The sequence below is a fragment of the Francisella persica ATCC VR-331 genome (assembly GCF_001653955.1).
Classification (GTDB): Bacteria; Pseudomonadota; Gammaproteobacteria; order Francisellales; family Francisellaceae; genus Francisella; species Francisella persica.
On record NZ_CP013022.1, the window covers coordinates 1,231,826 to 1,245,341 of the forward strand.

The window sequence follows — 13,516 nt, forward strand, 5'->3', positions numbered from 1 at the left end:
GTATTAAAAATATAATTATAAATAAAAAATTACTAACTTTTTTCATTGTGATAACACCAGTGCCATGGTTCATATACAAACCCATAGTCATTATTACGTGGGAAACTCAACTTAAAGCCATATTTATATGCATTTTTAGTTAACCATTCAAAAGCATAAGTTTTTTCAAAGCTCTCTGTCAAAACCTCTTTTTCATCTCCAGTTGTTAAATCAATAGCTCTACCAGTATGATGTTCACTTTCTCCTGGCAAAGCATTTACTTTCATAATTTGTTCTAAAGTCTGTCCACTAGCAAGTTTTCTATCTATAATTTTCTGCTGATACTCATAGCTTCTAAAGCCTGAAACTATAAATAGACTAACACCGTCATTAGCTGCTGCTTGTTTCAGAGCTAACCACGCTTTATAAGTATTTTTCTCTAAAAGTAAATCTCGACCAAAAAAATCTTTACCTGCTGAAACAAGATCACGCTGTTTGGCCTCTGGGAAAATTATTTTTCTTACCATTGAGCATCCTCTTCTAGTTTTAGTAAGTTGCTAAGATAACTATGATGTGTAGTAATATCGCTAATACTGTCATCAGCTTTGCGTAAGTTTAGTTTATTAACATCAATATCAATACTATTTTTACTTACTGTTTTGACTGTTTGAAGGCTTAGGTTAGTCTGCCCACCTGTCATAGCTAGGTAAACATCAGCTAAAAGCCCACTATCTAGTAATGCACCATGAAAAGTACGATTATCATTTCTAATTTGATATCTCTTACATAATGCATCAAGATTATTTTTCTGGAGAGGATGTTTTTTTCTAGCTAACTCAAGGCTATCGATAATTTTAGTAACATTTTGCTCTAGTGTTCCATGCTTATTATTTTTTAAAAGGCTAAGTTCCCAATTAATAAATGGTACATCAAAAGCCGCATTATGAACTATCACTTCAGCATCTTTTAGAAAATTAATCATTTCATCAACTTTATCTTCAAAAAGAGGCTTATCTGCAAGAAATTCATTTGTAAGGCCATGAATAGCTAAAGCTCCAGATTCAACTTTATAATTTGGATTACAGTAGAAATGTAGTGTATTTCCTGTGATCCTTCTATTAATAACTTCAACTGCACCAAACTCAATAATCCTATTACCAATCTTATAATCAAAACCAGTTGTCTCAGTATCTATGAAAACTTGTCGTAACATTTTAAAAATACTTTATAAATATACTAGAATTTAATTATAGCAACAGATTACTATAAATTATAATGTATATATTCTAGAATAGATAGTTTTGTCTTTCTATAAAATTTTGTACTAAGTAAGATTATGTTAGTGTAATCAAATCCTAACCAAGAACCACAAAAGACGTTAAATCTAAAACCAGCACCATATATAACATGAATAGTTTTTGATGTTTTAAAGAATTTAAGAATAATCAACATATGGGATAACCATTATGTTAAAAACTGCAGTAGTATAACTTGTTTGTACAGACCATACCATGATGCTACATTAGTCCATGAACCTAAAAAAACATCAGCAAGTTAATTTTAGCATAGGTATAATAGAACCAAAAGATGGTACGCTAGCAATATTTTTGGGTTATAACAGCTTCAAAGTTTATATCTGAAACTACCAAGCCATAATTAACATCAAATGTGCCAACATTACAGCCATTTTTAGTTTGAAATCCAGAAACATTTGATAAACTAAGCCAAAAAATGGTAATTGCTAACTATCTCCATTTGATAAATATTTTGTTTGAATAAGTTGTTTTTGCGTATTTATATCAGAAATTTATTCTACTGTATAGCTATTATAAGTAAGCAAGAGCAAACTTATCAAAGTTATAAAAATATTTCTCATCTTATACAGCTTAAAATACCTAGATTTTTTAAAAAAGGCTAAAAACAAATTAATATAATGAATAAATTTTATTATAGATCTGTAAGGTGATCAGATAGATACTCAGCAACACCTTGAGGAGAAGCTTTCATGCCTTGATTACCTTTCTTCCAACCTGCTGGACAAACTTCTCCATGCTCTTCGTGGAATTGTAAAGCTTCTACCATTCTGATAACTTCATCCATATTTCTACCTAATGGTAGATCATTAACTACTTGATGACGTACCACACCAGACTTATCGATTAAGAAAGTACCTCTAAATGCCATGCCACCAGCAGATTGCACATCATACGCTTTAACGATTTCTTGGTTAATATCAGCAACCATAGTATATTTAACTGGACCAATACCTCCATCATTTATTGGCGTATTTCTCCAAGCATTATGAGTAAAATGTGAGTCAATTGATATAGAAATAACTTCTACACCAAGCTCTTTAAGCTTAGCTGTTCTTTTATCTAAAGCGATAAGCTCAGATGGGCATACAAATGTGAAATCTAATGGATAGAATACCACAACAGCATACTTACCTTGAATAGCTTTTGCAAAATCATAACTATCAACAATCTCGCCATTACCTAAAACAGCTGGGGCATTAAATACCGGTGCTTTTTTACCTACTAATACCATAATTCATCCTCCATTTAATTAAAGTTTTATGGTCAATTTATCTAAATTAGCGCTTGTAATTTTGCTTACTAATTGCACTTATGTCAACTTTATTTATTGTATATAATATCTCTAATAATATTTAATTTCAAAAAAAATAATATGCTTTTACCTGTTCATAAAAATACTAAACTACTAATTTTTGATTGTGATGGTACTATTGCAAATAATATGGATATCCATATAAATGCATGGCTTAATGTTTTAAAAAATACAAAAGTCGAATTTGAGTTAGTAGACTTTGAGAAATATAATGGTCTGCCTAGCGAATATATCCTAAAAGAAGTTTTTAACTTAGATGATAATCAAACACCTAAAATAGCGGATAAAATTAAAAAAACAACCTATGAACTACTAAATCAAACAAAGCCTATCGAACCTATAGTTGATTTAATTAAGCACTATCATAACAAAATGCCTATGCTGGTGTTATCTGGCAGTAAAAAATTAAATGTATATAAATCTCTTGATGTGCTGGGGCTTAGAGATTTTTTTGATGAGATTATTACTACTGATGATAATCATCCAAGTAAAAATACTCCAGCGGCATTTACTATGCTTGCAGATAAATATAACCTAAGACCTCGAGAATGCCATGTGTTTGAAGATGGTATTCCAGGGCTTATCAGCGCTTTACAAGCTGGTATGACAGTTACAGATGTTAGAAATATTGAATTAGATTAAAAGATTTATAAAAAAATAATTGTTAAAATTAATAACTTAAAATTTTTAAAGCTAGTCTTAACTATGAAAAAAACTACATTTTTAAGCTTAATTCTGTTTTGTTGTTTGGGTCATGGCAATGTTGTATACTCCATTACTTGGAAAACAGCAGATGTAGTAAGAGACTTCAAAACAAAATACTTTTGTAATAAAAACCTCTCTAAACAAGACTGTGATAAAAATATTAACAATATTCAACAATACGGTATTGATATTAATTCGTTAGGAAATACTGATATCAAAAATATTAAACTTGATAAGATAATATATCAAACAACAAATACTTTTGCTGCAACAGGTAAGATTACCTCAAAAGTATCTGGATTACTAATGTTGCCTGAAACTGATTCACCTAAAGGTGTCGTCTTATACTATCACCACACTATATTTGATAATGCCGGTGTACCATCAAACTTTAGTAAGGATAATCAAACAAGCCTTATTTTTGATGTTACTTATGCTGCGATATATGCAGCAAATGGCTATATTGTTGTTGCACCAGATTATATTGGTCAAGGCGATGACTACAAAAATTATCATCCATATGTTTTATACCCTAAACAGACCGTAAATACAGCGGTAGATTTACTAAATGATGTTAGTAATGAAATCCGTAAAAAATATAATCTAGATGCTAGTGCTACACTTAATCTCTTCTCAGTAGGCTATTCAGAAGGTGGTGGATACTCAATATGGAGCGCTAAGTGCTTAGGGTGGCAAGGTAATTGCCAAGGTGTCAATAAATTAGATAAGCTATACAAATATAGAGCTGCTGCAGGTTTAAGTGGTGCATATGATATTAGTCATACAACTCTAGGTTTTATGATTGATAATAATGATTCACAAAAATATGCTCTACATAATAAGCTTGCTACATCAATGCTAAAACCAGGCTTAATGGTTAATACATTGATAAGCTATCTACATTATAGCAATATATCAAAAACCATTTCTATCAATGACTTTGATAAAGGTTTCTTTGAAATGCAATGCTCTATTTTCCCACAAGAAAAATGTAATATCGCTGGCAAGCATTATACTTTAGACTCACTATTCCTACAAAAACACATCCTAAATAAAGATTTTGCTGGTGCGATATTTAATAGTGCTTTATACAAAAAATATCCTCATCAACAATCAGCTTCTCATTATGCTATACCAACTGGTAATAACTCAATGTATGACCTATTTAATGATAAAATTTTCTCTAATCCAGAACTTATAAAAACTATGAAAGCTGCAGATATAGTTGATTTTGGTGAGAAAACTAGAACGCCTTTATACTTATTTGCTCTTAAGGAAGATTCTATAGTTACCCGACTTAATTATGATAAATTCATGAAAAACGCTAATGCAATCGTTAATGGTTTTGTTTTAGATAATAATAAAATTCTAACTAATACTATAGATTGGCTACCTATTAAACTAGATATAAATGAGGTTGATCACGTCACAGTTGAGACCTATGCTAATCTTTTTGCCTATAATTATATAAATGATATGAACAATGTGTATTCATAAATTATGATAAATGCTATCACACAAAGAATAGTAATCTTAGTCAATGTCTAGAAAAACTTGATAACGCAAATACCTTTATTACCGGATGTGGCTGTGGCAGTTCTTTTGTAGTCGAAGCACTTGATAAAACTGGTATTGGTAAATTTACAATCGTTGATATGGATATTGTTAACCCATCTAATATTAATCTTCAGCTCGTTGCATTACACAGTATCATAGGCATAGCTATCGATGCTATAGACATACTAAACGTAAAAGTAAATTTAATCAAAACTGCTCATTAAATTAGTTATCAAAACGATATCTAGTATGGAAGCAGGTGGCAAAACTGATCCAACTCAAATAAATCCATATATCTATAAACCGATGTTTGTGCCTTAGTGCGAGCTATGCTGACACGCCTAAAAAATAAAAAGTTTAAAAGCATCAAAGCAGTATTCTCAAAACAAAAAGGTATTTTTTCCCTTCATAACAATAGATCTACAACTTAACTAGCTGGACAGATCTAGAGCAACAAATGGTACACTTAGTTATATGCCTTCTTTATTTGATTTGACTATAGTATGGATTGTAATTAAAGAAATAATTGGTGATGATTTTAATTATTTAAAAAGACATAAAGAAATAGATTTATATACTTACCCTTTATAGTATTAATAATTATTAATTTATATTAGTTGACAAAGCTTAGCTTTAGATGCTGTAAGCCTATTTTGCTTATTATTAACTAAGCTGCTCCGGCACAACAAACATAGATAACTAATACTGGGCATATGAAATACTTAAACATCATCCTAACTGGAGAAAATCACTCAAATAAGCACAAGCAAAATACAATCTTGAGCCAGCCTTTGTTATGGCTTTGATTTATCAAGAGTCACGTTTTAATGCAAATGCAAAAAATAAATATTCATCAGCTATGGATATGCTCAGACAATCGATAACACTTGAAAACATTTTCAACAACAAGTCAAAATAAATGCTAAGCGCAATAATTTCGATGATAGTGTTGAATTTATTGGTTGGTATATGGTACCTCTCAAAAAGTTTAAGTATTAAAATTACAGATTACAAAAATTTATAATATGGCATATATGCTTGGAGCAACTGGATTCAAACATTACAAGGCAGGTACTTTTAAAAAACTAAGCTAAAGTAGCTCAAGATAAAAAATCGCTCTAAAGGTTAAAGTTTATACAAATTTATACGCATCTCAGCTACGAAAGTGTCAACTCTAAAAAGTTAAACTAAAATCTATATGCAAGAGTAGTCATTACTTTTGATTGTAATTTCATAATAGCTTTTACAGCTTTAGGTAATTTCTTACCACCTGCTTTTTCTGCCTCAACGGCATGTTCTGCCTCATCAATATACATCTGTTTGAGAATTTCTCGTGAGCGGTTATCATTTAAAGGCAAACTTTTTAAATGCGAGTCAATGTGCTTCATTACTTGCTTTTCAGTCTCAACTACAAAACCATAGCTTAAGCTATCACTAATAGATCCAGCAACGGCACCAATACCAAACGACGCCCAATACCAAAACGGATTAAGTAAACTAGGTCTAGCTCCTAGTTCTTCAAGTCTCTCTCCACACCATGCCAAATGATCATACTCTTCATCGGCAGCATGATATAGATGTTCTTTTGTTTGTACTGATTTCGCCACACTAGCTTGGCCTCTATATAAACCTTGAGCACAAATTTCACCAGTATAATCAACTCTCATCAATCCAGCTGAATGTTTCTTTTCGACTTCAGATAACTTAACATCTGAAGTATTACTACTAGGAGATTTTCTATTCGGATTTAGTGGTGCCTTTGTAAATCTAGCATAACTGTCAAACTCTTCAATAAGCATGTCTAAAAGTGATAACTTTCTCATAATTTTTAATTCCTAATTAGTAAAAACCACACAATGCATTAGCTGCAACAAGCGCGAATAGTATATTAAATATTAGAAAATATCCAACCAACTGAATAATATTACTGGATGAAAATACCGCATACACAATTGATTTATTTCTACCTAATAAGTATACCTATATATGGTGTAACTAATCTTAAAAAATATATTCTAGCAATATTTAATTTATGTCTAGAAAAGTAATAAATAGCAAACACAAATGCTAAAAATATAAACACTAACGGGTTATATATTTCAGCTAAATTATAAAAAAATCATGATAACACTAACTGCTATACCTTGTAAACCTGTAAAAAAAAGTTCTTTTTTGATGGATGCTGACAAAAACAAGAAAAAAGTAGTAAAAAGAACTATGAGATTTTTGTGTGCAATATCAGTTTCTGTTAGACCAAACACAAATATAACCAGTCCGATAATACCTATAGACTTATCAAAATTATTTATGATTTTCTTGAGCATCAATAATAGGTTAGTAAGTTCATTTAAATACAATTAAAATTATAAACCATAAAGCTTACAAAACATTTTAATTGAATAATGACTAAACTATTAGTTATAATGATTAGCATATACTTTGGTTCAGTTTTTAGCACAATAAAGGAGATTTTAATGGTTAGAAAAAAAATAGCACTTGTTGGTGCTGGTAACATTGGTGGTACACTGGCTCACTTAGCACTTATCAAGCAATTAGGTGATGTAGTTCTTTTTGATATTGCTCAAGGTATACCTCAAGGTAAAGCACTTGACTTATTACAGACTTGCCCTATCGAGGGAGTTGATTTTAAAGTTAGAGGTACAAATGATTACAAAGACCTAGAAAATTCTGATATCGTGATCGTAACAGCTGGTGTTCCAAGAAAGCCGGGGATGTCTCGTGATGATCTACTAGGCATTAATATAAAAGTTATGCAAGCAGTCGGTGAAGGTATTAAATACAACTGCCCTAATGCTTTTGTCATATGTATCACTAACCCGCTAGATATTATGGTAAATATGTTGCAAAAATTTTCAGGAGTACCAGATAATAAAATAGTTGGTATGGCTGGTGTATTAGATTCTGCCAGATTCAGAATATTCTTAGCTGATGAGCTAAATGTATCTGTACAACAAGTACAAGCATATGTGATGGGTGGTCATGGTGATACTATGGTTCCTCTAACTAAAATGTCGAATGTTGCTGGTGTATCACTAGAGCAGTTAGTTAAAGAAGGCAAACTTAAACAAGAGCGCTTAGATGCCATAGTATCTAGAACTAGAAGTGGTGGTGGCGAAATTGTTGCTTTACTTAAAACAGGTTCAGCATACTATGCTCCAGCTGCTGCAAGTATTCAAATGGCAGAGAGCTTCTTAAAAGATAAAAAGATGATTCTACCATGTGCTGCTAAAGTAAAAGCTGGTATGTATGGCCTTGATGAGGATTTATTTGTTGGTGTTCCAACTAAAATTTCTGCAAATGGTGTCAGACCTATAGAAGTAAAGATTTCTGATAAAGAAAGAGAACAATTACAAATATCTATAAATGCTGTAAAAGACCTTAACAAAGCAGCTGCTGAAATTTTATCAAAATAATTTTAGAAGATAGTTAGATAGCAAGCATTGTGCTGCCTACATTTCATAACTGATTCCTCAAAGTCAAGCATAATATTTGACTTTTCAGTATTCTAAAATTTGAAAAAATTGATAAAATTTCACTAATAATTAACAATTATACTTATTTAGTATAGTATTTAATTAATTTAGTATAAAGCATTTAAAATAGGTTTTTTTATGTCTAATCAAAGTTATCTTGGCATTAATATTGATTTATCTAGAGATCACGAGCTTTCAGAGCAAGCTCAGCAACTACTGACAAATTATTATTGCTTACAAAATGAACCCTCTCCACAATATGCTTTTGCAAGAGCATCTGTTGCTTACTCTTTTGGGGATATGAATCTAGCTCAGCGTGTTTATGATGCTGCAGCTAAAGGTTGGTTTATGTTCGCTTCACCTGTACTTTCTAATGCCCCACTTCCAGGTGCAAAAGTCAAATCCTTACCTATTAGTTGTTTTTTATCTTATGTACCAGACTCACTAGAAGGGCTAATTGAGCATTCATCTGAACTTAGATGGTTATCTGTAAAAGGTGGTGGAGTCGGTGGACATTGGTCTAGCGTACGCGCGGTATCTGATAAAGCTCCTGGACCTATCCCATTTATGCATACAGTAGATGCAGATATGGTTGCCTATAGACAAGGTAAAACTCGTAAAGGTTCATATGCTGCATACATGGATGTATCACACCCAGATATAATCGAGTTTTTAGGTATTCGCGTACCTACAGGTGATGTCAATAGAAAATGTCTAAACCTACATCATGCTGTGAATCTTACTGATGACTTTATGCAAGCAGTCTCAAATGATCAAGATTGGAAGCTTATTGATCCAGATGACAAAACAGTAAGAGATGTTATCAAAGCTCGTAGAATTTGGGAAACTATATTAGAAACACGTTATCGTACAGGTGAACCATACCTAAACTTTATTGACACAGCTAACAGAGCTTTACCAAAAGCTCAAAAAAATCTTGGTTTGACAATCAAAGGCTCAAATCTATGTAATGAGATTCACCTAGTTACAGATGAAAAACGTACAGCTGTATGCTGCTTATCTTCTGTAAATTTAGAAAAATATGATGAATGGAAAGATACTTCTATTATCAAAGATCTAATTAGATTTTTAGATAATGTATTACAGTTTTTTATAGATCATGCTGGTGATGAAATTGCCAAAGCTAGATATAGTGCTTCACGTGAAAGAAGTCTAGGTCTAGGGGCTATGGGTTTTCATTCTTATTTACAGCTTCATCGTGTGCCTTTTGAATCTCAAAGAGCAAAAGAAATTAATGAAGAGATATTCAAACATATAAAAGAGCAAGCTCTAGAAGAAACTCTTATACTTGGTGCAGAAAAAGGCGAAGCACCAGATATGGCTGGTACTGGACGTAGAAATGCTCATTTACTTGCTATAGCTCCTAATGCCAATAGTTCACTTATTTTGAATACATCTCCAAGTATTGAACCTTGGAAAGCAAATGCCTTTACCTCTAGAACACGAGTTGGCTCACACCTAACTAAAAATAAATATCTAGAACAAGAGCTAGAAAAAATTGGTAAAAATACTGAGGAAGTTTGGTCAGGTATTATTACTAATGGCGGCTCAGTTCAACAACTAGATTTTTTTTGTAAAGAGTTAAAAGAAGTCTTCAAAACTGCCATTGAAATGGATCAAGTTTGGTTGGTCTACCTAGGTGGTGAGCGCCAAAAACATCTATGCCAAGGACAATCATTAAATGTATTTTTCCCAGCTGGAGCTTCACGTGAATATCTTCACAAAGTACACTTTAATGCTTGGAAATATGGTTGTAAAGGTTTATATTACCTAAGAACAGAAACTTCAAATAGAGCTGAAAATATTTCTAAAAAAGTTGAGAAAAAAAGACTTGTTGAGTTCTCAGAGCTTAAGCAGTCAGAAAATGAGTGTATCGCTTGTGAAGGATAAAGTATGAAAGTAAAAATATATACTAGAAATGGTTGTCCCTTTTGTGTTTGGGTAAAGCAATGGTTCGAAGAAAATGATATAACTTTTGACGAAACAGTAATTGATGATTATGCTCAACGCGCTAGATTTTATGATCAAATGAACCAAAGTGACAAAGTTACTTTCCCACCCATTTGAACTGTGTCACAAATATCCATCGATAATAAATATATAGGTGTCTTTATAGAGCTTAAGTCTAATGCGGATAAAATTTTAAGTAAAAATTAGGTTAATATGGTTGAAGTAAAAATATATACAAAAACAAATTGTCCTTTTTGCGACCTTGCAAAAAGTTGGTTTGGTGCTAATGATATCTCTTTTAAGCAGATATCACTTGACGATGATGTCAAAAGAGCTGAGTTCTATGCTGAAGTAAATAAGAATATTCTTCTCGTAGAAGAACACATCAAAACAGTGCCACAGATATTTGTTGGAGATGTACATATCGGTGGTTATGATAATCTTATGGCTAGAGCTGGTGAGGTAATTGCTCGTGTTAAAGGTTCATCATTAACTACTTTTTCAAAAACATATAAACCTTTCAACTATCCATGGGCTGTTGATCTTACTGTAAAGCATGAAAAAGCTCACTGGATAGAAGATGAAATTGACCTTTCCGAAGATGTCACAGATTGGAAAAATGGTAAAATAACTAAAGTTGAGAAAGAATATATTACTAATATTTTAAGACTTTTTACCCAGTCTGATGTTGCAGTTGGGCAGAACTATTATGATCAGTTTATTCCTTTATTTAAAAACAATGAGATAAGAAATATGCTTGGATCTTTTGCTGCTCGTGAAGGGATTCATCAAAGAGCCTATGCATTACTTAATGATACTTTAGGTCTACCTGATTCTGAGTATCACGCATTCTTAGAATACAAAACAATGACAGACAAAATTGATTTCATGATGGACGCAGACCCTACTACGCGTCATGGTTTAGGACTATGTCTTGCTAAGACTGTATTCAATGAAGGTGTAGCTTTATTTGCGTCTTTTGCAATGCTACTTAACTTCCAACGCTTTGGGAAGATGAAGGGTATGGGTAAAGTAGTCGAATGGTCAATTCGTGATGAGTCAATGCACGTCGAAGGTAATGCAGCATTATTTAGAATTTACTGTCAAGAAAATCCTTACATAGTTGACAATGAATTCAAAAAAGAAATTTATCTAATGGCTAGCAAAGCTGTGGAACTTGAAGATAAATTTATTGACCTAGCTTATGAGCTTGGGACTATCGAAGGTCTTAAAGCTGATGAAGTCAAGCAATATATTCGTCATATCACTGATAGACGCTTAAATCAGCTTGGCTTGAAAGAAATTTATAATATTGAAAAAAACCCGCTAACATGGTTAGAGTGGATACTAAATGGTGCAGATCACACTAACTTCTTTGAAAACCGTGTCACCGAGTATGAAGTTGCTGGCTTAACAGGTAATTGGGATGAAGCTTATAACGCCTAAACTTAGTTAATAGTTTCTAATTCTTCTAGTGCTACAAACTACTCTAGTTCAACTTCTTCAATCACCTTTATACGTTGTTAGATTAACTTGTAGTTGTTTTACCTGTACCATTTTACAAACTAGGCCTATTTTTTTGATTAGGAAATTAATATTATCAAAAAACTCTTTTATCCCAATTTGGTTTGATACATTTAAAATGAAAATTATATTTTTATAATTTAAATATTTATTAGATATTAATTAATATAAAATGGATTGTTTTACTGTATTATCTCTAAATAAAATTTAATCAAAAAAAGACGTTAGAAATATTCACTATCTTATATGATGATTTTGAAACTTTAGATTTATTTAGTAAGTTTTAATGATGTTTTTTAAAAATTAACTACTACTCAACTGATAGTGGTATAGTCACTAGTACTCAAGTAGTTAGAGATAAATACTAAATATTTATCGCAACTAAGTGCAAAATAGGATATTCTATACCTATAGGTATCGTTACTAAATTATTAATATCTGAACTTACTAAACTCGCAAATAAGGTTTGTATATGACCATCTCTAATGTGATATGGTAAATTGCTGGAATATATATGAGTTTAGGCTTCATTGCAAACTTACTAGGCTATCAAGTAGCTAAGCAAAAAAGTATCGCAATAGAATATTCATGACTAAGAAGATCCAAGTTATTTATGAGTTTGCAGATTTTTATATCTAAATCTATTATTTATTAGCGAATAGTTTTAAAACAATTTCAAACTCTGGTTGCTTGATATTCCAAAATATAATATCAGCCCCAAGATAATCCTTATCAAAATCATATAATTGTTCTGGAGTAAATTTCTTTAATGTTTTGGGGTTTGTATATGTATAATCAGACTCCTGTACAGCAATTGCAATAGTATTTAAGCTAGACTTATATTTATTGAAAAATCGATAACTATTCTTCATCTGCGATTTTCTATAGGGTACAGTATTTGGATTACCTAAACCTATATTATTTTTGCGTGCAGCAGTAAATATTTTCTGCATGTAACCATGATCATTATTCCATTCGCATGTTAAAAAATTAACGTATTGAATAACTTTACTTTTTTTAAATTGTTGTTTTAAAAAAAGCATATTATCTATAATTGTATTAACATAAATATTACAAAATTTATGATTAAAGAATTTTTGATTAATATCTATAGCAGTCTCTGGTAAGTTAACTCCTGCTATTTTACCATCAAACTCTTTTGCCAATTGCTCTATGAGTTTATGAAATCTATCTTTCACATTTGGGTTCCATTGTTTTGTTACCCAACCTACCCTTATTGGATAACCTTCTCTAGCAAAATACTTTTGCTCTACAATACCTCCGTCATACTTATTTGACTGTAGGTATTTTGGTACAGGAATATTGTTCGTATCAAAAGATCTATCTTGTAGCTGAATAAATAACTTTTTATCATAGCCTTTTAAAACTTGATAATCACCTTCAATAGCTGAAAAATCATACTTATTTTCATCTGGCTCTAATTTTTTCCAAGAGTAAATTATCTGGACTCCTTTAACCTCTGGATTATTTAGTTCTTCAATATGATCCTTTGCGGCATCCCATCCTAGGAATAAATATAACTGTGGATTTTTAGCGAAGCATAAATCAAAAAATATAGTGCTAAATATAAATAAAATTATTTTGTGTATATACATGAGTTTAATTAAATACTAAAATTTATTAAAGTATAATATATT

Annotated in this window: 10 protein-coding genes and 4 pseudogenes; 8 read left to right on the top strand and 6 right to left on the bottom strand. The window is 31.4% G+C overall.

Annotation, left to right across the window (positions count from 1 at the left end; translation table 11 throughout):
- Nucleotides 1-32: 32 nt before the first annotated feature.
- The 3 genes from FSC845_RS05440 to FSC845_RS05450 form a co-directional block, all read right to left on the bottom strand.
- Nucleotides 33-506, bottom strand: a complete 474-nt coding sequence (locus FSC845_RS05440) for a M15 family metallopeptidase (protein ID WP_064461040.1) — start codon at nucleotides 504-506, stop codon at nucleotides 33-35.
- Nucleotides 500-1,192 (bottom strand): DNA polymerase III subunit epsilon, encoded by a 693-nt coding sequence (dnaQ, locus tag FSC845_RS05445; RefSeq protein ID WP_064461041.1) that lies wholly within the window; start codon nucleotides 1,190-1,192, stop codon nucleotides 500-502. The genes FSC845_RS05440 and dnaQ overlap by 7 nt, the downstream gene beginning before the upstream one ends.
- 734 nt (nucleotides 1,193-1,926) lie before the next feature.
- A complete protein-coding gene (locus FSC845_RS05450; protein ID WP_064461042.1) occupies nucleotides 1,927-2,526 on the bottom strand; it encodes a peroxiredoxin in 600 nt (199 codons plus the stop codon).
- A gap of 141 nt (nucleotides 2,527-2,667) precedes the next feature.
- On the opposite strand from FSC845_RS05450, the gene FSC845_RS05455 reads away from it, so the two are divergent.
- The 4 genes and pseudogenes from FSC845_RS05455 to FSC845_RS07475 all read left to right on the top strand — a co-directional run.
- Nucleotides 2,668-3,249: an HAD family hydrolase gene (locus FSC845_RS05455; protein ID WP_064461043.1), complete on the top strand. Its 582-nt coding sequence runs from the start codon at nucleotides 2,668-2,670 to the stop codon at nucleotides 3,247-3,249.
- Between the two features lie 63 nt (nucleotides 3,250-3,312).
- Nucleotides 3,313-4,809: an alpha/beta hydrolase family protein gene (locus tag FSC845_RS05460; protein WP_064461044.1), complete on the top strand. Its 1,497-nt coding sequence runs from the start codon at nucleotides 3,313-3,315 to the stop codon at nucleotides 4,807-4,809.
- Between the two features lie 3 nt (nucleotides 4,810-4,812).
- A pseudogene (locus FSC845_RS10130) lies at nucleotides 4,813-5,460 on the top strand (ThiF family adenylyltransferase).
- Nucleotides 5,461-5,511: 51 nt separating this feature from the next.
- Nucleotides 5,512-6,047: pseudogene (locus FSC845_RS07475) on the top strand (transglycosylase SLT domain-containing protein); the annotation flags it as partial.
- Nucleotides 6,048-6,056: 9 nt separating this feature from the next.
- Here FSC845_RS07475 and coq7 read toward each other — a convergent pair.
- Nucleotides 6,057-6,692, bottom strand: a complete 636-nt coding sequence (gene coq7, locus FSC845_RS05470) for a 2-polyprenyl-3-methyl-6-methoxy-1,4-benzoquinone monooxygenase (RefSeq protein ID WP_064461045.1) — start codon at nucleotides 6,690-6,692, stop codon at nucleotides 6,057-6,059.
- 16 nt (nucleotides 6,693-6,708) lie between these two features.
- Nucleotides 6,709-7,193, bottom strand: a pseudogene (locus FSC845_RS08995) (MFS transporter).
- A gap of 150 nt (nucleotides 7,194-7,343) precedes the next feature.
- Between FSC845_RS08995 and mdh the strand changes: the two are divergent.
- The 4 genes and pseudogenes from mdh to FSC845_RS05495 all read left to right on the top strand — a co-directional run bounded on the left by mdh (nucleotide 7,344) and on the right by FSC845_RS05495 (nucleotide 11,780).
- A complete protein-coding gene (gene mdh / locus FSC845_RS05480) occupies nucleotides 7,344-8,303 on the top strand; it encodes a malate dehydrogenase (protein ID WP_064461046.1) in 960 nt (319 codons plus the stop codon).
- A 198-nt stretch (nucleotides 8,304-8,501) separates the two neighbouring features.
- A complete protein-coding gene (locus tag FSC845_RS05485) occupies nucleotides 8,502-10,274 on the top strand; it encodes a ribonucleoside-diphosphate reductase subunit alpha (protein ID WP_064461047.1) in 1,773 nt (590 codons plus the stop codon).
- Nucleotides 10,275-10,277: 3 nt separating this feature from the next.
- Nucleotides 10,278-10,541 (top strand): annotated as a pseudogene (locus tag FSC845_RS05490) (glutaredoxin domain-containing protein).
- Between the two features lie 6 nt (nucleotides 10,542-10,547).
- Entirely contained in the window at nucleotides 10,548-11,780 is a 1,233-nt protein-coding gene (locus FSC845_RS05495; RefSeq protein ID WP_064461048.1) for a ribonucleotide-diphosphate reductase subunit beta, read from the top strand.
- Between the two features lie 722 nt (nucleotides 11,781-12,502).
- On the opposite strand, the gene FSC845_RS09000 is transcribed toward FSC845_RS05495, so the two are convergent.
- Nucleotides 12,503-13,474 carry a hypothetical protein gene (locus tag FSC845_RS09000; RefSeq protein WP_064461049.1) on the bottom strand — a complete coding sequence of 324 codons (972 nt, stop codon included), beginning with the start codon at nucleotides 13,472-13,474 and terminating at the stop codon, nucleotides 12,503-12,505.
- Between the last annotated feature and the right edge of the window lie 42 nt (nucleotides 13,475-13,516).

Bases quoted from the DNA above. Each gene is read 5' to 3' on its own strand.
- FSC845_RS05440 (WP_064461040.1), bottom strand. From the start codon at position 506: ATGGTAAGAAAAATAATTTTCCCAGAGGCCAAACAGCGTGATCTTGTT.
- dnaQ (WP_064461041.1), bottom strand. From the start codon at position 1,192: ATGTTACGACAAGTTTTCATAGATACTGAGACAACTGGTTTTGATTAT.
- FSC845_RS05450 (WP_064461042.1), bottom strand. From the start codon at position 2,526: ATGGTATTAGTAGGTAAAAAAGCACCGGTATTTAATGCCCCAGCTGTT.
- FSC845_RS05455 (WP_064461043.1), top strand. From the start codon at position 2,668: ATGCTTTTACCTGTTCATAAAAATACTAAACTACTAATTTTTGATTGT.
- FSC845_RS05460 (WP_064461044.1), top strand. From the start codon at position 3,313: ATGAAAAAAACTACATTTTTAAGCTTAATTCTGTTTTGTTGTTTGGGT.
- coq7 (WP_064461045.1), bottom strand. From the start codon at position 6,692: ATGAGAAAGTTATCACTTTTAGACATGCTTATTGAAGAGTTTGACAGT.
- mdh (WP_064461046.1), top strand. From the start codon at position 7,344: ATGGTTAGAAAAAAAATAGCACTTGTTGGTGCTGGTAACATTGGTGGT.
- FSC845_RS05485 (WP_064461047.1), top strand. From the start codon at position 8,502: ATGTCTAATCAAAGTTATCTTGGCATTAATATTGATTTATCTAGAGAT.
- FSC845_RS05495 (WP_064461048.1), top strand. From the start codon at position 10,548: ATGGTTGAAGTAAAAATATATACAAAAACAAATTGTCCTTTTTGCGAC.
- FSC845_RS09000 (WP_064461049.1), bottom strand. From the start codon at position 13,474: ATGTATATACACAAAATAATTTTATTTATATTTAGCACTATATTTTTT.